The 18,806-nt window shown below is 65.8% G+C and carries 19 protein-coding genes and 1 tRNA gene; 15 read left to right on the top strand and 5 right to left on the bottom strand.

What is annotated here, in order from left to right:
* Positions 1-24 precede the first annotated feature (24 nt).
* A complete protein-coding gene (locus tag ACR81A_RS08610; protein ID WP_440311598.1) occupies positions 25-627 on the bottom strand; it encodes a DUF4126 domain-containing protein in 603 nt (200 codons plus the stop codon).
* Between the two features lie 64 nt (positions 628-691).
* Between ACR81A_RS08610 and coaE the strand changes: the two genes are divergently transcribed.
* A complete protein-coding gene (gene coaE / locus ACR81A_RS08605) occupies positions 692-1,315 on the top strand; it encodes a dephospho-CoA kinase (RefSeq protein ID WP_440311597.1) in 624 nt (207 codons plus the stop codon).
* A 6-nt stretch (positions 1,316-1,321) separates the two neighbouring features.
* Here coaE and ACR81A_RS08600 read toward each other — a convergent pair whose 3' ends face one another.
* The gene (locus tag ACR81A_RS08600; protein WP_202382880.1) at positions 1,322-1,933 is read right to left on the bottom strand and encodes a vitamin K epoxide reductase family protein; all 612 of its coding nucleotides are present in this window, start codon (positions 1,931-1,933) and stop codon (positions 1,322-1,324) included.
* A gap of 322 nt (positions 1,934-2,255) precedes the next feature.
* Here ACR81A_RS08600 and ACR81A_RS08595 point away from each other — a divergent pair, with 322 nt between their 5' ends.
* The 12 genes from ACR81A_RS08595 (at position 2,256) to ACR81A_RS08540 (ending at position 13,932) form a co-directional block, all read left to right on the top strand.
* Positions 2,256-4,667, top strand: coding sequence for an Rne/Rng family ribonuclease (locus tag ACR81A_RS08595; RefSeq protein ID WP_440311596.1), 2,412 nt, complete (start codon positions 2,256-2,258; stop codon positions 4,665-4,667).
* A 145-nt stretch (positions 4,668-4,812) separates the two neighbouring features.
* Positions 4,813-5,121, top strand: coding sequence for a 50S ribosomal protein L21 (gene rplU / locus ACR81A_RS08590; protein ID WP_202382878.1), 309 nt, complete (start codon positions 4,813-4,815; stop codon positions 5,119-5,121).
* Between the two features lie 34 nt (positions 5,122-5,155).
* On the top strand, positions 5,156-5,410 hold the full coding sequence (gene rpmA / locus ACR81A_RS08585; RefSeq protein ID WP_025133606.1) for a 50S ribosomal protein L27: 255 nt from the start codon (positions 5,156-5,158) through the stop codon (positions 5,408-5,410).
* 68 nt (positions 5,411-5,478) lie between these two features.
* Entirely contained in the window at positions 5,479-6,984 is a 1,506-nt protein-coding gene (gene obgE, locus ACR81A_RS08580; protein ID WP_202382877.1) for a GTPase ObgE, read from the top strand.
* A complete protein-coding gene (gene proB, locus ACR81A_RS08575; RefSeq protein ID WP_202382876.1) occupies positions 6,981-7,763 on the top strand; it encodes a glutamate 5-kinase in 783 nt (260 codons plus the stop codon). Before obgE ends, proB begins: the two co-directional genes overlap by 4 nt.
* A 28-nt stretch (positions 7,764-7,791) precedes the next feature.
* On the top strand, positions 7,792-9,045 hold the full coding sequence (locus ACR81A_RS08570) for a glutamate-5-semialdehyde dehydrogenase (RefSeq protein WP_440311595.1): 1,254 nt from the start codon (positions 7,792-7,794) through the stop codon (positions 9,043-9,045).
* 57 nt (positions 9,046-9,102) lie between these two features.
* On the top strand, positions 9,103-9,312 hold the full coding sequence (locus ACR81A_RS08565; protein ID WP_202382874.1) for a hypothetical protein: 210 nt from the start codon (positions 9,103-9,105) through the stop codon (positions 9,310-9,312).
* A 14-nt stretch (positions 9,313-9,326) separates the two neighbouring features.
* Positions 9,327-9,932: a nicotinate-nucleotide adenylyltransferase gene (gene nadD / locus ACR81A_RS08560; RefSeq protein WP_202382873.1), complete on the top strand. Its 606-nt coding sequence runs from the start codon at positions 9,327-9,329 to the stop codon at positions 9,930-9,932.
* A complete protein-coding gene (locus tag ACR81A_RS08555) occupies positions 9,925-11,418 on the top strand; it encodes a hypothetical protein (RefSeq protein WP_440311594.1) in 1,494 nt (497 codons plus the stop codon). Before nadD ends, ACR81A_RS08555 begins: the two co-directional genes overlap by 8 nt.
* Positions 11,402-11,863, top strand: a complete 462-nt coding sequence (rsfS, locus tag ACR81A_RS08550) for a ribosome silencing factor (RefSeq protein WP_440311593.1) — start codon at positions 11,402-11,404, stop codon at positions 11,861-11,863. Before ACR81A_RS08555 ends, rsfS begins: the two co-directional genes overlap by 17 nt.
* A 114-nt stretch (positions 11,864-11,977) precedes the next feature.
* Positions 11,978-12,053, top strand: a tRNA-Ala gene (locus ACR81A_RS08545).
* A gap of 166 nt (positions 12,054-12,219) precedes the next feature.
* Positions 12,220-13,932, top strand: coding sequence for a long-chain-fatty-acid--CoA ligase (locus tag ACR81A_RS08540; protein WP_440311592.1), 1,713 nt, complete (start codon positions 12,220-12,222; stop codon positions 13,930-13,932).
* A gap of 243 nt (positions 13,933-14,175) precedes the next feature.
* Here ACR81A_RS08540 and ACR81A_RS08535 read toward each other — a convergent pair whose 3' ends face one another.
* Together ACR81A_RS08535 and ACR81A_RS08530 are read right to left on the bottom strand one after the other, a co-directional pair.
* Positions 14,176-14,862, bottom strand: a complete 687-nt coding sequence (locus ACR81A_RS08535; RefSeq protein WP_440311591.1) for a DUF3887 domain-containing protein — start codon at positions 14,860-14,862, stop codon at positions 14,176-14,178.
* Between the two features lie 55 nt (positions 14,863-14,917).
* Positions 14,918-15,079 (bottom strand): hypothetical protein, encoded by a 162-nt coding sequence (locus ACR81A_RS08530; protein WP_202382868.1) that lies wholly within the window; start codon positions 15,077-15,079, stop codon positions 14,918-14,920.
* Positions 15,080-15,311: 232 nt separating this feature from the next.
* Here ACR81A_RS08530 and ACR81A_RS08525 point away from each other — a divergent pair, with 232 nt between their 5' ends.
* Entirely contained in the window at positions 15,312-15,713 is a 402-nt protein-coding gene (locus ACR81A_RS08525; protein WP_202382867.1) for a thioredoxin family protein, read from the top strand.
* Here ACR81A_RS08525 and ACR81A_RS08520 read toward each other — a convergent pair.
* The gene (locus ACR81A_RS08520) at positions 15,710-17,479 is read right to left on the bottom strand and encodes an amidase (protein WP_440311590.1); all 1,770 of its coding nucleotides are present in this window, start codon (positions 17,477-17,479) and stop codon (positions 15,710-15,712) included. The two genes, ACR81A_RS08525 and ACR81A_RS08520, sit on opposite strands and share 4 nt — an antisense overlap.
* 147 nt (positions 17,480-17,626) lie before the next feature.
* Between ACR81A_RS08520 and ACR81A_RS08515 the strand changes: the two genes are divergently transcribed.
* Positions 17,627-18,784: a helix-turn-helix domain-containing protein gene (locus ACR81A_RS08515; protein WP_440311589.1), complete on the top strand. Its 1,158-nt coding sequence runs from the start codon at positions 17,627-17,629 to the stop codon at positions 18,782-18,784.
* Positions 18,785-18,806 lie beyond the last annotated feature (22 nt).

The following is an 18,806-nucleotide window of genomic DNA, read 5'->3' as shown; positions in this document are numbered from 1 at the left end:
GCCGGGAGGTGCAGTCGAGCAGCGTTACGTGGCGGCCTGGTCCCGCGCTGCTCGCATTCGCCGCACTCGGCTCAGTCTGCGCACCATCATCACCACGACGAGGATGAGCGCACCGAGTGCAACGAGCGGGACGAGCACAGCGAGGATCGTCAGCAGCACCGCACCGATGTCCTCGAGGAAGCTGGAGATTGCCGCACCGGCCCCCGCTGTCAATACATTCAATACGGGGCGTGCGATCGCCTTGAGGAGGTGGGGGATCAGCGCGATCACCACACCCGCGAGAAACGGCCAGAACTGCGGCGAGTCTGCGAATGCGACAGGGTCGGCGACCGCGACCGTATCGCTTGCGGCTCCCGCGGCGAACACCATGCCGCCAGAGGCCGGGCGCACGAGGGTCTGCAGAATGTCGTTTATGCTGTCGAGCGCGGGCACCTTGTCGACGATTACCTCGAGGAGCAGAAGTACGCCGAGGATCCCGAGGCTCCACCCATTCTCAAGCCAGGCCCAGCCGGCGGGAAGCTCGACCCAGCTTGTGAACCTGGAGAGGAGCCCGAGCCCGAGGAGCGGGATGTAGGCGTTGAGGCCCGCGGAAGCTGCGAGCGTGGTGCCGGTGATGATCTCGAGCATGCGTGCCTCCCTCTGTGGTCGTCAGCATAGCGGGCATGGCAGTGCAGCGCGCTACGCTGGAGGCATGACGCTGATCGGACTCACGGGCGGCATCGCCGCAGGCAAATCGACGATCGGCCACCGCCTGGCTGAGCTCGGAGCAACACGGATTGACGCTGACCAGCTCGCCCGAGATGCCGTGGCGCCGGGTACTTCGGGGCTCGCCCAAGTGGCACACCACTTCGGCGCAGAGCAGGTGATCCGGGACGACGGCTCACTCGATCGTGCTGCGCTGGGGGCCATCGTGTTCGCCGACGCAGCCGCGCTCAGCGCCCTCAACGGGATCGTGCACCCCGAGGTGCAACGGCTGTTCACCGAGGCTGTGGGCGTTGCCCGCGACGCCAACCCAGCCGGGGTGATCGTGTACGAGATTCCGCTGCTCGTGGAAGCGGCGCGCGAGCTGCCGTTTGATCTGGTGGTTGTCGCTGAAGCTCCGCCGGAGACTCGCATCGCGCGAATGGTGGAGCACCGCGGCATGACCGTCGAAGACGCACGCAACAGGATCGCGAATCAGGCGAGCGACGCAGAGCGGCGCGCTATTGCCGACGTCATCATCGACACTTCGGGGAGCGAGGCGGACACGATCGCCCAGGTTGATGCGCTCTGGCAGCGTCTCACCTCGGCTCCCGCCGATGCGGAAGGTGCCTGAACCGGGCTAGTTTCGCGCGAACTCTGCGAGCCAGTCGAGCTGCATCTGGGCGAGGAACGCAATGATGAGCACGGTCACGAGGACAAGCACCCATGCCCACGACTGAGCCTGCTGGAAACCGCGGCGGCGCGTCTCTGAGCCAGGAATGAGCCCCGCTGCGTCGGGGGTGAACGCACTGAACCACCAGAGAGGGATCATGGCCGACCAGACCACCATGCACCACGGGCAGAGTGTGCCGAGCGAGTAGACACTCTGGGTGAACAGCCAGCAGACAAAGACGAAGCCCGCGAGAAGTCCGAGCTGGTAGATGCGCCAGAACCACGGGGCAAAGCGCGCGCCGGCGAGGAGCGCGACGCCGACGATGATCGGCGCCATGAACGCGGCGACGCCGATGATGGTGTTGCTGAATCCGAGCACCGAGCCCTGCCACGACCCCATGTTGGGGCCACACGTCACCAGAATGCTCACCGCGCAGTTCGGCACGTAGCCGGGCTGCGCGAGGGTCTTGATGTACTCCGTGAGGAGCTCCCAGGACGCGAACCAGCCCACCGCGCCAGCGATGATCGTGAACACGGCGAAACCTATGGGGCGCCGGTTGGTCTCAAGTGCAGAGCTCATGCCGCCGATCCTAATGTGCTTGCCTGCGTGGTTTCCTGCGAACACGCGTCCCACGCCCGGCTGGTGACGCGGTGTTGCTGCGTTCGCGCGAGATCCTGCGGAATCCAGGGGGAGCGTGACATAATGAGTATCGCAGTGCATGTCACCCCGGAATTGGGAACAGCACGCACAGTCTTTTGGCGGCCGCCAGGCCGTCACCGGTCGAGGAACGACCGAGCGCGGGTGCAGGCATCCGCGGGGAACAGGATTTGCGGGATCACCCGCCGAACAAAGAATTGCCGGAGCGAGCAATGCTTTCTCCGGACCGAAGGAGACACCAGGAATGGTGAAGCAGACTACAGAAGAACAGCACGACTCGGAGCCGCAGCTGCCAGAGGTGGTCGACACCGAGGCGGAGACTCCCAGCGACACGAACACGACGGAAGTAGACGCCACCGAGGTAGCGTCTGCGGAGGGGGAAGCTGAGGCCCCCCAGGCTGCGGCAGAGGAACGGGTCACCCCCCTCGTGCTGCCGCTGTCGGAGATGACCCCCGAGGAGCGCTTCCGCGCGACGACTCGCCTCATCTTCTTGGCGCCAGACGTGCCGCCGATCGCGCCGCGGCCCCGCCGGAGCGAACTGCGACCGAGTGAGCTGCGCCAGCTCGATGACATTCTCGATCAGCACCTGCACCCCGAGAGCGATGTAGATGAGCGCGAGAGCGCGGGCGCTTCGTCCTCCTCGCGCACCCGTCGCCGTCGGAACGGTGGCGGCGATTCCGCTCCCGAGGACGAGGGCAGCCGTCGCCCGCAGCGCCAGGCGCCCGTGATCACCGAGCCGCAGAAGGTCAAGGGATCGACCCGGCTCGAGGCCAAGAAGCAGCGCCGCCGCGATGGCCGCGACGCAGGCCGCCGCCGCGTGGTCATTACCGAATCGGAGTTCCTCGCGCGCCGCGAGTCGGTCGATCGTGAGATGATCGTGCGCACGACCGCTGACCGCGTGCAGATCGGTGTGCTCGAAGACAAGGTGCTCGTCGAGCACTACGTCGCGCGCTCGAGCGAGTCGTCTCTCATCGGCAATGTGTACCTCGGCCGTGTTCAGAACGTGCTCCCGAGCATGGAGGCAGCGTTCGTCGACATCGGCCGTGGCCGCAATGCCGTCCTGTACTCGGGCGAGGTTGACTGGTCGGAATTTGAGGGCGGCAACACCGCGCGGAAGATTGAGAACGCGCTGAAGCCCGGTGACCAGGTCCTCGTGCAGGTGACGAAGGATCCGGTGGGACACAAGGGTGCACGCCTGACCAGTCAGATTTCGTTGCCCGGCCGCTTCCTCGTGTACGTGCCCGGCGGTGCCATGAACGGCATCTCACGCAAGCTCCCCGATACTGAGCGTGCGCGCCTGAAGAAGATTCTCAAGGAGGTGCTCCCCACGGGCGCTGGCGTTATCGTCCGCACCGCGGCCGAGGGCGCAACCGAGGATCAGCTCACCCACGACGTGCAGCGCCTCACCCGTCAGTGGGAGTCGATCCAGAAGCGCGTTGCGAAGGGTGGCGGGCCCGTGCTGCTGCACTCCGAGCCCGACATGCTCATCAAGATCGTGCGTGATGTCTTCAACGAGGACTTCCAGAAGCTGAAGATCGCCGGTGAAGACACTTACACCGTGATCGAGAACTACCTCTCGCAGGTGGCGCCCGATCTCCTGGAGCGCGTCGAGCGCTACTCCGGCGAGCGGGACATCTTTGACGAGTACCGCGTCACCGAGCAGATCGCAAAGGCGCTCGACCGAAAGGTGTGGCTGCCCTCCGGTGGTTCGCTCGTCATCGACCGCACCGAGGCCATGACCGTGGTCGACGTGAACACGGGCAAGTTTGTCGGTTCGGGTGGCAACCTTGAGGAGACTGTCACAAAGAACAACCTCGAGGCCGCTGAAGAGATCGTGCGTCAGCTGCGTCTGCGCGACATCGGTGGCATCATCGTGGTCGACTTCATTGACATGGTGCTCGAGTCGAACCGCGACCTCGTGCTCCGCCGCATGGTGGAGTGCCTGAGCCGGGACCGCACGAAGCATCAGGTTGCCGAAGTGACCTCGCTCGGCCTCGTCCAGATGACGCGCAAGAAGCTGGGCCTTGGCCTGCTCGAGTCGTTCAGCGAGCCCTGCGACGTGTGCGCTGGCCGTGGCGTGATCGTGCACCATGAGCCCGTCACAAAGCACCGCAGCGAGGCGCCGGCGCGCGCCACGAAGCGAGGCGGCCGCGGGAACAACAACGGCGGCAACGGCGGAAATGGTGGGGGCGCCCAGCAGTCGGCGCAGCCGCAGCACGATGCGAAGGCTCACTCCATCACCGACGGTGCGAAGAACATGCTCGCACAGGTCGCGGCTTCGACGATTCCCGTCGCGAAGGAAGCCGAGCCCCAGGCAGAGATCGCAGATCGTACCGGCGGAAGCCAGCCCCGACAGACCGGTCGAGTTTCCTCGCGTGCGGCGCGCGCCACCGGTGACGGGTCGTCGTTCGAGCGTGCGGCTGAGCCGGCTCCTGTAGCGGAGGCCCCCCTGTCGGGCAACCTGCTCGACTCGGTACTCGACGCGCTTCCGGAGGCGCCGGGCGCGGGATCTGGGCGTGCGCGCAGTCGGCGTGTCACGACAGCGCCGCTCCGCCCGGGCAGCGAGCAGCCGAAGGACGACGCGCAGGCCGCTCAGCTTGCGCTCGCCGAGGCACTCGAAGCAACAGTGCGCCGCAAGGAGAGCGAGCGACAGTGACACGCGGCCGCGCCTATTTGACCAGGTGCGGTTCTCCGAGATATTATTGAGCGTTGGTGCCGCTCCGGTGGCATACCTCAGACTTCGAAGTCGGCACGGCCGCGCTTCGACACGAAAACAAATCCTCTAAGAAAAAGGGTGAGAAGTGGTTTACGCAGTTGTGCGCACAAGCGGCCGTCAGGAGAAGGTCGAGGTTGGCTCGATCATCACCGTCAACCGTGTTTCGGGAGACGCAGAGGGCAAGCTCGAGCTTCCCGCAGTGCTGCTCGTTGACGGCGACAAGGTGACCACCGACGCCTCGGCGCTCGCGAAGGTCAAGGTTACGGCTGAGGTTCTCAACGACCTCCGCGGTCCGAAGATCGTCATCCAGCGCTACAAGAACAAGACCGGTTACAAGAGCCGCCAGGGGCACCGTCAGGATCTGACGCGCCTCAAGGTCACCGGCATCAAGTAACACTTTCCAGGCACTACCGAAGGAGTAGAGACTCATGGCATCCAAAAAGGGCGTGGGCTCCAGCAAGAACGGTCGCGACTCGAACGCACAGCGCCTCGGCGTGAAGCGCTTCGGCGGCCAGCAGGTGAACGCCGGCGAGATCATCGTTCGCCAGCGCGGCACCCGTTTCCACCCCGGCGCAAACGTCGGCCGTGGCAAGGACGACACCCTGTTCGCTCTCGCAGCGGGCTCGGTTGAGTTTGGTGCGAAGGGCGGCCGCAAGGTCGTCAACATCGTTTCCGCAGCCTAACTTAGGCGATCAACGGCGAGGCGGGCTTCGGCTCGCCTTTTGCCGTATCTAGCGAAGGATTTCTCAGCATGGTGACATTTGTTGACCAGGTGCAGGTGCACCTTCAGGCGGGACGCGGCGGCAACGGCTGCGTGTCGGTCCGACGCGAGAAGTTCAAGCCACTCGCGGGCCCAGATGGCGGTGCCGGCGGCGACGGCGGGGATATCGTGATCCTTGCCGACCCGCAGGTCACCACCCTGCTTGAGTTCCACCGCCGCCCGCACCGGATGGCGGAGAACGGCGGCTTCGGCGCTGGCGGCTACCGTGCAGGCACCACGGGCGAAGAGATGGTGCTCTCCGTCCCCGTTGGCACCGTCGTCAAGGATGCTGCGGGGGAGACGCTTGTTGACCTCAACGAGCCCGGCCTGCGCTTCGTCGCGGCACGTGGCGGTATCGGCGGCCTCGGCAACAACGCGCTCGCGAGTGCCAAGCGCATCGCTCCTGGCTTCGCGCTGCTCGGAACCGAGGGCGAAGCGGGTTCGCTGACCCTCGAGCTGAAGACAATCGCCGATGTGGCGCTTGTCGGCTACCCCTCTGCAGGCAAGTCGAGTCTCATCGCCGCGATGAGCGCTGCGAAGCCGAAGATCGCGGACTACCCCTTCACCACGCTGCACCCTAACCTGGGCGTCGTGCAGGCGGGAGACTCGCGCTTTACCGTTGCTGACGTCCCTGGACTCATCGAGGGCGCGAGCGAGGGCCGTGGCCTCGGCCTCGACTTCCTGCGCCACGTTGAGCGGTGCAGCGCACTGTTGCACGTGCTTGACTGCGCAACGCTTGAGCCGGGCCGCGACCCGATCTCGGATCTCGACGTGATTCTGCGCGAGCTCGAGGCATACCCCGTCCCTGAAGGGCAGATCCCTCTGCTTGAGCGCCCGCAGCTGATCGCGCTCAACAAGATCGACGTTCCCGAGGGCCGCGAGCTCGCCGAGTTCGTGCGCGGGGACCTTGAGGCGCGTGGCTACCGCGTGTTCCTCATCTCTACCGTGTCGCACGAGGGCCTGCGTGAGCTCGGCTTCGCGCTTGGTGCGCTGGTCGAGGAGGCCCGTGCGAAAGCACTGGCTGAGGCGCCTGAGCAGCCGCGCATCGTGCTCACGCCGAAGGCGAAGGACGACAACGGTTTCCGCGTCGTTCCCGAGGGCGGTACCTACGGAACGATTTACCGCATCCTCGGCCCGAAGCCCGAGCGCTGGGTCGCACAGACTGACTTCCAGAACGACGAGGCCGTGGGATACCTCGCCGATCGACTGCAGAAGATCCGCATCGACGACGCACTGGTCAAGGCGGGCGCGGTTGCAGGTTCCACCGTGGTCATCGGTCCGGGTGCTGGCGTTGTCTTTGATTGGGAGCCGACTGTCACGAGCGCGGCGGAAGTGCAGATGGGTGCCCGAGGCACCGACCTGCGCGTGGACCCGAACCAGCGTCGCACCAACAAGGAGCGTCGTACCGAGTACCACGAGATGATGGACGGTAAGGCTGAGGCCCGCGCCGAGCTCGAGCGCGAACGCGAGGCGGGGCTCTGGAGCGAGGACTCGTGAGCGTCGGCGACGAACTGCTCGCCGCCCGTCGCGTCGTCGTCAAAGTCGGCTCGTCATCGGTGAGCGGCGACAACGCCGCGCAGATTCCTACCCTGGTGAACTCGCTCGCGCGCCTGCACGCTGCAGGCGCCGAGGTGATCCTCGTCTCGAGTGGGGCAATCGCGACGGGGGTACCGTTCCTCCGGCTCGATGAACGCCCCGAAGACCTCGCGACGCAGCAGGCTGCCGCAGCGGTCGGCCAGAACATCCTGGTGAACCGGTACCAGCGCGCGCTCAGCAGCCACGATGTGATTGCCGGCCAGGTGCTGCTCACGGCGCACGACATGGAGAACCCCACGCACCGCGGCAATGCTCGGCGAGCGATCGAGCGTCTCTTGCAGCTCGGGATCCTGCCAATCATCAACGAGAACGATACGGTCGCCACCCATGAGATTCGCTTCGGCGACAACGACCGCCTCGCCGCGCTCGTTGCCCGACTCGTGGGGGCCGACCGCCTGGTGCTCCTCTCCGACGTCGACGCCCTGTACACCGCCCCGCCGAACGTGGTGGGTGCCACGCGCATTCCGCATGTGCCGTACGGCGACGCGCTGGCAGGAATCGAGATCGGCGCGGCGCAGTCGGGCTGGGGGACTGGAGGCGCCGCCACGAAGGTGCAGGCTGCACGCCTGGCCGCCGACGCAGGCACGCACGTACTCCTCACCGAGACCCGACTCTTCGCGGGTGTGCTCGACGGCGCTGATCATGGCACTCGCTTCGACGGCAGCCCCGACGCCGCGTAGGCGGCTTCGAACCGGCTAAGCTTGGGCCATGTCCCAGGCTGATCTTTTTCTCCAGAAGCTCGAGCGCGCACGCGTCGCGTCCAAGTCGCTTGCCACCGTCACAACCGCGCAGAAGAACGCCGCGCTTGAGGCGATTGCGGTTGAGCTGGAGCGCAGTGTGCCAGAGGTTGTTGCGGAGAACGCAAAGGACCTTGAAGCTGGCGAGCGAAACGGCATCGGCGAAGGCTTGCTTGATCGTCTGCGGCTTGACGAGGCGCGACTCCACGCGCTTGCGGAGGCCGTGCGCTCGGTGATCGCGCTGCCGGATCCCGTGGGGGAGGTGCTGCGCGGCTCCACGCTCGCCAATGGCATCCGCATCAACCAGGTGCGCGTCCCGTTTGGCGTAGTGGGTGCGATCTACGAGGCGCGCCCGAACGTGACGATTGACATCGCCGCACTCGCCCTGAAGAGTGGAAATGGCGCCGTGCTTCGCGGTGGCACCGCAGCGGAGAACAGCAACCGCGTGCTCGTTGCGCTGATCCAGCGCGCGCTCGCGAGCGTGGGGCTCGACGGCGACGCCGTGCAGACTATCGACGAGTTCGGCCGTGAGGGAGCGGCGCGACTCATGCGAGCACGCGGCTACGTCGACGTGCTGATCCCACGCGGCAGTGCCGGGCTGATCGCGACCGTGGTGCAGGAATCGACCGTGCCCGTCATCGAGACGGGTTCGGGCATCGTGCACGTCTACGTTGACGCGACCGCCGATGAGGACATGGCTGCGTCGATCGTGCACAACGCGAAGACCCACCGTCCGAGCGTGTGCAACGCGGCCGAGACGCTACTCGTTCACCGTGTCGCTGCTGAGCGAATGCTGCCGCGACTCGCCCGTGAACTCATGGAATCCGGTGTCACGCTCGCGGGCGACGAAGCCTCGCGTGACGTCGTTCCCGGCATCGCCGCTGCAGACGACGAGACCTGGGCAACCGAGCACCTCGCGCTCGAGATGGGTGTGCGGATCGTCGACTCGATGGACGAAGCGATTGCGCACATCGGTCAGTACTCAAGCCATCACACAGAGTCCATCGTCACGCAGGATTACGCCAATGCTGAGCGTTTTCTCGCGGAGGTCGATTCGGCCGTGGTGATGGTTAACGCCTCCACTCGATTCACTGATGGCGGCGAGTTCGGCTTCGGCGCTGAGGTCGGGATCTCGACCCAGAAGCTGCACGCGCGCGGCCCCATGGGTCTGCCCGAGCTGACGAGCACCAAGTGGTTGGTGCGCGGCAACGGCCAGATTCGCTAATCGGACCCGGTACACTGGGACCGAGTATCCAATCTGTCTAGAATGCAGGGGTTTTCCATGTCACTTCTCGCCACGATCGCCGTCGCCTCGGAGGCGGGCTCGCACGTTGTCAACGAGCTGCCGTTCCCGGCGCCCTTTTTCGGCCTGATCACCCTGTCGATCTTCGTCGTTCTTGGCGTCGTTACGTTCTCCTTCCGTGACGTTGCGAACCGTCACGCCGCGAAGGCTGAGGCGTACGCGCGCGACCACGGCGCAGCGCAGCACTAACGGAACGAACCCGGATGGTGACTTCAAAGCGCCGGATCGGGGTGATGGGCGGAACATTCGATCCGATCCATCACGGACACCTCGTCGCGGCAAGCGAAGTCGCTCAGAGCTTCGGCCTCGACGAGGTTGTTTTCGTTCCCACCGGGGAGCCCTGGCAGAAGAGCAACGTCTCGCCCAGCGAGCACCGCTACCTCATGACCGTGATCGCGACGGCCTCAAACCCTCGCTTCACGGTGAGTCGAGTGGACGTTGACCGCGAAGGCCCCACCTATACGGTGGATACGCTGCGGGACCTGCGCAAGCAGATGCCGGACGCGGAGCTCTACTTCATCTCTGGTGCGGACGCTGTCGAGCAGATCCTGAGCTGGAAGGATGTGGACAAGCTCTGGGAACTTGCCCACTTCATTGCAGTTTCACGGCCTGGGCATGAGCTCTCGCTTTCGGGATTATCAGGTGAACACGTAAGCTTGTTGGAAGTTCCCGCGCTCGCCATCTCTTCGACAGATTGCCGAGCGCGGGTAGCCAGGGGGTATCCGGTGTGGTATCTCGTGCCGGACGGTGTCGTGCAGTACATTGCGAAGCACGAGTTGTACACCGAGGAAGCGACAGAGGATGAGTGAACACGACGAACAACGACCGTTGACGCGGCGCGAGCTGCGTCTCCGGGAGATGGGCGAGACCGGTGCGCTTGACCTCTCAGAGGTTGCCGAAGCCCCGGCTGAACCGGAGGCAACAGCTCCTGATGAGGATGTTGTCGCTGCGCCCGTGAGTGAAGAGATTGAGATCTCTCCGGTCAACGAGGATGGATCGCCGCGCAGCAGGCGCGAAATGCGTCAGCTTCGCGAGGATGCGCTTGCCGCTCGTGCGGCCGCGCAGCCCGCTGCTCCGGTCGTTGATGAGTCGGCTTCAAACGCTGACCCCGCGGCTGACGAGAACACTGATGAGACGCATGCTGAAGAAGCAGCGTCTGAGCCAGAAGTGTCGGCTGAGCCTGAAGCTTCTACTGAGGCCGCGGAGACGGTTGCTGAAGAGGCACCGGCCGCACCCCTCACCGGTGAGATGGATTTCGACTCCCTGATTTCCCCGCCCACCGAGCCGTTCACGGTGGACGAGCTGCGCGAGGCAGAAGCAGAGCGCAGTGCGGAGGAGCCCGCAGAAGCGCCTGAGGCTGACGAGCAGCCCTCAGAGTCCGAGGCCTCGGAGTCGGAGGACGCCGAGGAAGCAGCCGCCGAGCCGAAGGCAAAGCGCCGGTTCCCGTGGCAGCGTCGCGGTGCAGAGGTCGAAGCTGAGGACGAGATCGCGCCCGAGGTTGAGGCTGAGAGCGATTCCGCAGACGTGGCTGATCTCGAGCTGACTGAGGCTGCTGAGGCCGAAGAAAATGACGCACCCGCTGGTGCCCTGCTCGCTGATCCTGCTCCGGCTGAGGCCGCCGACGACCTGCCTTCGGCACCCACAGCGGAGGAGCCCAGTGACGAGGCCCACGAGGCTGAGGTCACCGAGGCCGAGGTCGCCGAGGAGGTTGTGCCCGAGCCGGTTGCGGCGAAGCCCAGCTACTCGTTCCCCGACATAGCTCCGCCGGAGGAATGGCGATCGGTGTTTGACGATCCCGCGACCCGCAGTATGCCTGCGCAGAGTGGCGACGCGCAGGGCGGCTTTGACGACCTCATTTCCCGCGCGGTGGCGCAGGAAGGTGCCGTTGGGGCAACCAACACTTCCGCGCTGATTCTTCCGTCGATGCCTGAGGAGACGACCGGTGGACTCACCGGCCCGCTCGGTGGCACCGGCGATCTGTACGTGACCGGCTCGCTGAAGCTGCCGAAGTCGCTCGGTGAGACCGGGGGACACTCGAGCCTGCATGACTCGATCGAGATCGACCCGATCACCGGCGCGGAGACGAACGATCCGCAGACCACCGGTCACGGGCCCGCGCCCGTGTCTGCACGGCACGCAGTGAGCGCTCGCGTCGACTCCACCATCCCTGTTGTTGCCAAGCCCGCCAAGGAGCACAGCAAGCTGCCGCTCATCCTGTCGTTGACCGGTGGCGGCCTGCTGCTCGCCGTTGTCGCGCTGGGTATTTGGGGCGCAAGCAATGGGATGTTCGGCTAAGGGCATTCCCTTCGCCGCGCACACAATCAAAGGAACTGAACTGAACACGCAAGCAACGCGCACTGATTTCCGCGCAGATCTCGAACTTGCCGTCCGGGCTGCGGACGGCAAGGGCGCGATCGCCCCTGTCGCGCTTGAGGTGAGTGAGCACTTCGGCCTGGCCGACGCGTTCCTCGTGCTCACCGGGGCGGTCGAGCGCAATGTGCAGGCAATCTCCGACGCTGTCGAGGATGCCCTGAATGGGGCCGGCGTGCGCACAATTCGCCGCGAGGGCCGCGAGAGCGGCCGGTGGGTGCTCCTCGACTTCGGTGACCTCATCGTGCACGTCTTCCATCAGGAGGAGCGCGACTTCTACCAGCTCGAGCGGCTGTGGCAGGACTGCCCCGTGATTGACGTGGCAGACATGCTCGCGACACCCGCGGTCGCTGCAACTGACGCCGAGTAACTCGACTCAGTCGCTTGCGCTGATGGCGCGCCCGGGATTGCCTGATTTGCGTGACCCGGGGGCCGATGCGGTAGAGTAGAGGAGTTGTCGGGGGAGCATTCCTCCGACTTCCACGGGTCTGTGGCGCAGTTGGTAGCGCACCTGCATGGCATGCAGGGGGTCAGGGGTTCGAATCCCCTCAGATCCACCAAACGAAAGCCTTTGAATCTTTGAGATTCGAAGGCTTTCGGCGTTTTTGGACTCATTTCCGAGTTCGCTTGTGGCGCTCAGCCCGCCACGGATGGCGGCGTCGATGCGTCCTGGGGGGATGGGGTGCTCCGTAGGGTGGGGGATACCGACGTAGGAGGATCGCCAATATGACGGCAGTGTGTACCGAAGCTCAGCATGACCCCACGCGACCGTGGCTGTCGTCCTACGCTGAGGGGGTGCGGCCGGACATTGATCCGATCGCGGAAACTCTGCCAGAGGCCCTGCAAGCGAGTGCTCGCAGGTTTCCGAATCATGTCGCGCTGGAGTTCTTTGGGCGGACCACCAGTTACCGTGAGCTCTTCGAACAGGTCGAGCGTGTGGCGGGCGGCTTGCGGAAGCTCGGAGTTGGGTCAGGAGACCGGGTAGCGCTGGTGCTTCCCAGCTGCCCCCAGCATGTTGTCGCGTTCTATGCGGTGCTGCGTCTGGGCGCCGTTGTCGTGGAGCACAACCCGTTGTACACGGAGCGGGAGCTGCGCCATCAGTTTGAGGACCACGAGGCTCAGGTGGCCATTGTGTGGGACCTGGTGAGCGAGAAGATCGATCGACTGCCGGCAGATGTCCGACCCAGGCGAATCGTCACAGTGAACATGACGAAGGCGATGCCCATCGCCCAACAGCTCGCGTTGCGGTTGCCGATCCCGAAGGCTCGGTCAGCGCGGAGGAAACTGACGGCGCGGCCCGCGTCGAAGGATATGCGTGCATGGGAGTCGCTTCTGGGGAGGCGGCTGCCGAAGCGGGTGGCTGCCCCAAAGCTTCATGACATCGCCGTATTGCAGTACACCAGCGGTACAACGGGCAGGCCGAAGGGGGCGATTCTGACGCACGCGAACCTTCGCGCAAATGCGATGCAAGGCCGTGAATGGCTCCCCGGTCTACGTGAGGGTGACGAGGTGTTTTATGGTGTGCTGCCGCTGTTTCATGCCTACGGGTTGACGCTGTGTCTGACGTTCGCCATGAGTATCGGCGCTCGATTGGTGCTGTTTCCCACTTTTGATGTGGAGCTTGTGAAGAAAGCCGCAAAGCACTCTCCGCCAACGTTCTTGCCAGGCGTTCCGCCCATGTACGACCGTCTTGCCCGAGCGGCGCTTCACGGTGAGATTGATCTCTCGACGGTGCGGTTTGCGATCTCAGGCGCAATGCCACTGCCCGTGTCAACCGTGCAGCGCTGGGAAGAGGTGACCGGCGGGCTGCTCGTGGAGGGCTACGGTATGACCGAGGCGTCACCGGTTGCGCTTGGCAACCCGGCTGGGCCGTCACGTCGACCAGGATCGGTGGGGGTGCCATTTCCGAGCACTGAGATTCGGGTGATTGATCCCGACGATCCCTCCATTGACGTCGGTGTGGGGCAACCGGGGGAACTTTTGATCCGCGGTCCGCAGGTGTTTCAGGGATATTGGAAGCGTCCAGAGGAAACCGCGGAGACACTGCTGCATGATGGCTGGTTGCGCACCGGAGACATTGTCACGGTTTCGGCGGATGGCTTTGTGACGGTAGTCGACCGCCGGAAAGAACTGATCATTACCGGAGGATTCAACGTGTCGCCCTCCGAAGTGGAAGAAGTGCTGCTCTCCCACCCGGACATCGCGGACGCAGCAGTCGTTTCCTTGCCGCGTGGGGACGGGGCTGAGATGGTCGCCGCCGCGGTAGTGATCCGGAGTGGTGCGGAGGTCACGTCGGCGGGTGTGCGAGATTTCTGCCGTACGCGGCTCGCTGCATACAAGGTTCCGAAACGGGTAGATGTTGTCGATGAACTGCCTCGTTCGTTGATCGGCAAGGTGCTTCGGCGCGAGGTCAGGGAGCTGCTCCTCGCCGCACCGTAGCCAACGGAGAATCCCAGTGACGCATGTTCTGAGTGCGGGATCGTCGAGGCGCCGCGGCACATCGAGGTGATCACGGGGCAGGGACGTTCCACCGTCGGTACGGTCGACGCGCGACCGGGTGAGACCACCCTGATGGTGAAGATCAGCATTGGGAACGGTGCGGCTTCCTGGGAGTAGCCCACACAGCGAGCGGTGCCGCAGGGGCCGAGGCTTCTCGTTCGCGGCACCGCTCGACCTGCATCGCTAGAACGCGAGATCCTCCGCACCGACCGGGGCGATGAGCAGACCGGTGATCTTCCCGGAGCCGTTGTAGGCGACGCGTCCGATCCAGTCTCCCGCCTCGTGTCGCAGCGTGGTCTGGACGATCGCTCCGTTGCTGAGAAGTCTGCCCGCGAACTTGGTGAGCGCGTTCGTGCCGTCCGGAATGCGGACCGTGAGCTCGTCGCAGGACTCCAGCTTGCCCGTGTCGCGCACCACCTGATCCCACACGCTCATCACCTTCCGCTTGGTGAGCGTCCGCGCACAGCTGTACGTCATCGTTGCTCGAACTGCCTCGTAGTCGCCCGCGCTCAATCGCTCGAAGACCTCCCGTGTGCGAGCCGAGAGGTCGATGGACTGATCAGCCATAGTGCTTCCTTCCGTTGGCGGCTCACCTGCGGAGCCGAATCGCTTGAACGCGGCCTGCCGACTCACGCCGAGGGCATCGCCGATGACCTGCCAGGACACGCCGGAGCGACGCGCAGCACCGACCAGGGAGGCGAGCGAATCGTGCGCGGCAGTGGAGAGCGCGTTCGCTGCTTGGATCGCTGAGGTCGCCCCCGCCGCGCTCACCGAGGCATCGGCGCTCGCCGCAGCGAGAACCGCGGCGTCAACCTCCTCCGCAAGTGGGGAGAGCGCGCGCGTGGGCTGCGGAGGTGGGGAATCGGACATGGCCCCACGCTAACGTCGAGAAAGTGTGCATGTCAACCCGAGGTTGACATGCACACTAGTTGAGTGGACCGACCGTCGCGGGGTATGCGCACACGACGCAGATGGTAGCCGCAGCAACTGTGGCGAGCGTGAACACTGCCGCACCGAATCCGAGGAACACGATCTCTGCCGGCCGGGGACGGGTCCAGCGGCGGCCGGTGGGGGCGGTGAGCGTCACGGCGGCTCCTTCGGACTATCGAGCGTGGCGAACGGGTGCGCGATGCACACGCTCCCATGCTGTCGCGCGCGCCTGGGAGCGGCCCGTGCGTTTCAGGCGCGCCGCGCGAAACGGTTGACCCGTGTGGCTCATGTCGTTTCACTGGGGTGGAGTGGCTGAGCGGGGGCCAGGCGCCAAGCGCGAGACACCCGGGCACGCACGAGGAAAGGGAGCGCATTTCGCGCGACACACTATGAGCACGATTGAGATCACCAAGGACAACCTCGAGGAGACCCTCACCGCGGGCGGTATCGTGCTGCTCGACTTCTGGGCAGACTGGTGCGGCCCGTGCCGCTCGTTCTCGCCGGTGTACGAGGCCGCCTCGAAGCAGCACGAAGACATCGTCTTCGGCAAGATCGACACGGAGGCGCAGCAGGAGATCGCAGCGATGTTCCAGATCACGTCGATCCCAACGATCGCGGCATTCCGAGACGGCATCGGAGTGTTCTCGCAGGCGGGCGCGCTCCCTGCCCCCGCGCTCGAGCAGCTGATCGAGGGCGTTCGTGGCCTCGACATGGATGACGTGCGCGCGCAGGTCGCCAAGCAGGCTGCCGAGCAGGCTGAGGCTGAGGCCGCAAGCGGCGAACCCGCCTAGTTCGACTTCGGTTGCGCTGCAGCAGCGCCCCCGTCGCCCGTCGGCGCCGTGTCCTCAGCGAGGGCCGGCGCGGCGGGCGGAGCCGTTCGGAGCGCGGGCCCGCCGGCTTCGAAGGCCGCGGCGTACCCGAGCAGTGCGGGATCCGAATACGCCGCCCCCGCGAACGTGAGCCCGACGGGCATGCCGATGTCGCTCATCGTGCCCATCGGGACGGTGACGGTGGGGAGCCCGACGTGCCGCAGTGCGTAGTTGCCGTGCGAGAACTGCGTGCCGTTCGTCCACGCGAGATCCGCGGCGGCCGGATCGTGGTCCGCAGTCGCCGGGCCCACATCCGCATTCGCGGGGAACACCAGGCCGTCGAAGCCCTGGTTCGAGAGCCAGTGCTCGACGAGTTGCTCGCGCAGGGCCACAATCGCGCGCAGCCCATGCGCGAAGTCCGGGTGGTGCTGCGGGTCCGGGATTCCCGCGCGCGCGGCGTCCACGATTGAGGCGAAGCGATCCGCGTGGTCACCCACCCGTTCGTAGCGATCAGGGAGCTGCCCGGGCGGGGTCGGATAGATACGCCGCGAATCAACAACAGCAAGATTCGGCAGATTGGGATCCGCGTTCGCGCGCAGAAAGTCGTCCCAACCGAAGCCGAGAAAACCGTGGAACTCAAGTTCTGACCAAGACGCTGGCATGTCACCGAGCGCGCCGAGAAACTTCTGCCCGGGGCGGTCGCGCTCGTATGCCCCGATGAGCGGGAAGTCGGTAATCACGAGTTCGGCTCCGAGTGCCGTCAGGCGATCCCGCGCTGCCTCCCAGAGCCGCAGGATCGATGGCCGCACGCTCATCGGGTAGGCGGGATCCTCCCCGAGGTACATCGCAGGGACGGCGAAGCGCTTTCCCGCAAGGGCATCGGGCCGGGCGAGCGCGGTGTACGAGGTGGGCCGGTGTTCGCTCGCGCGGGGGATGGGCATGACCTGCTGTCGCCGCCAGAAGTCGCCCCGCGTGTGTGGGTCGTCCTGCACCAGCACGTCGAGCACCCTGAGCATGTCGGGCATGCTGCGAGTGTGCGGCACCACGACGTCGCGCGCGGGGAAGAGTGGCCAGTTGCCGCGGATGGAGAGCACACCCCAGCTGGGAGTGTACGCGCACAGGGCGTTGTTCGACGCGGGGCTCCGGCCGGAAGAGACCGTTTCCTCGCCCATGCCGAACGCTGCGAAGTTTGCGGCGGTGGCCACGCCCGAGCCGTTCGAGGATCCGGACGCGTAGGCTGCAGCGAGATAGTCGCGATTGTACGGGCTCTCAGCCCGCCCATAGAGGCCACGCTGCATGCCGCCATCGGCCATCGGGGGCATGTTTGTTTTGCCGATGAGGATCGCGCCCGCATCCCGCAACACGGAGACCGAGTGCGCATCCCACTGCGCGGTGAGCGATGCGAACGCCGGGGAGCCTGCCGCGACAGTGAGTCCGCGCACCATGTACGAATCCTTGACCGTGAACGGGACGCCCTCGAGTGCGCGTGCCGTGCCCGCGCGCCACCGTGCGTCGGCCTCATCCGCTGCGGCCAGTGCCTCCGGATTGAGTACGACGACCGAGCCCAGTCCCTCAGGCCCCCGGTCGAAGCGGGCGATGCGTGCGAGATAGCGTTCCACGAGCCAGCGGCTGGTGATGACTCCGCGGCCGAGCGCGGCCAGCGTCTCAGCGATCGTGGCCTCGGTGAGCGAGAACGCTCCTTCCCCGCGTGGTGGCGTGGGGGCGGGGTCGACGGTGCGCTCGGTCATGCGGGGCCTCTCGTGTGCTCAGCTTGGGGCAGGCGGGGTGCCATGCGCCGGAGTGGATCCAGTCTTTCAGGCAGAACGCACTCATTTGTAGGGCAGGTGCGCTCGGTTTTCTCTTAAAAAGCGTGCGAGTGCACTTACACTCGGGTCATGGTTGATCAGTCATTCGGCGCGGAAACGCGGCACGGCGATGCCGCACGCTGGCAGCACCTCATCGCGCAGCTCGATCCCGCTCAGCTCACCAATGCGCTGCTGCCGCTCGTTGGCGCGGTGCCCGGCTATGAAGCCTCGCCCATCCCCAGGAGCGAAATTCGACGTACGGCAGAGCTCTCCTTCGTAGGCATCATCGCGGGCCTGAAGGACGGTGAGCTCGGGGAAGCGATCACGGTGGCTGATGAGATCGGCGCCTCCCGCGCCCGAGCCGAGGTACCGCTGAGCGCCCTCATGAGTGCCGTCCGCCTTGACTTCACGGTGCTCTGGGAGCAACTCGTCGCCCTCTCGGAGCCCGCCGACGCCCCGCTCATTGTGCAACACACGGGTGCGGTGCTGCGCATCGTCGATGCGTGGGTCGCGCAGGTGCAGCGGGCCTACCTCGGGGAAACGCGGCGCATCGCGGACGAGGCTTCCGCTGGGCATCGCGACGCGATCGCTGCGCTCTTCCAAGATCCGCCACCCACCCACGAGCGACTCGCGGCACTCTCGGTGCAACTCGGCTTCGCGCCGGGGGAGGGGCTCACCATCCTCGCGGCGCTCGACGCCGAGATCCCGGCCCTGCATGCCGCGCTTGCGGAACTGCGCCGCAGCGGCGGTATCGCACACACCCATCATCTGAACGGGGCGCTCATCGCAGTAGTGCGCGACGATATTGCGGGGGCCGCGCTGCGGGAACGAGCGATCGCAGAGCTGCGGGTGGGTCTGGTGCGCGAGCCGGAGGGGCCACGCGCACTCCGACACTCCGCGGGAATCGCCCGCGAACTTGCGCTGTGCGCGGAGCCGGGCGAAGCGGGAGCCATGACGTGGGGCCGGGGGTGGGCACGCTACGTCGCGCGGGCGCTCCAAGCTGAGGGCACCGAGATCGTCGCTGATGTGCGCTCAGCGCTCGCCACGTGCACCCCGGCGAAGCGGACCCGCCTCCTCGAGACCGTGGGGGATTTCCTGTCGACGGGCAGCATCGGGCTGACCTCAGAGCGCCTGTTTTCGCATCGAAACACAGTCTCCAAGCATCTTTCCGAGTTCCGCGCGCTCACCGGGGTCGATCCCACGGTCCCGAGGGAGGCCGCGCGGCTGGTGATCGGCTGGCCTGCCTGAGCGACTGAGCGACTGAGCAACT

It is taken from the genome of Leucobacter chromiireducens, assembly GCF_051993095.1.
GTDB classification, from domain to species: Bacteria; Actinomycetota; Actinomycetes; order Actinomycetales; family Microbacteriaceae; genus Leucobacter; species Leucobacter chromiireducens.
The sequence above is the reverse complement of the archived record's forward strand: the minus strand, read 5'-3'. Positions and strand labels throughout refer to the sequence as shown.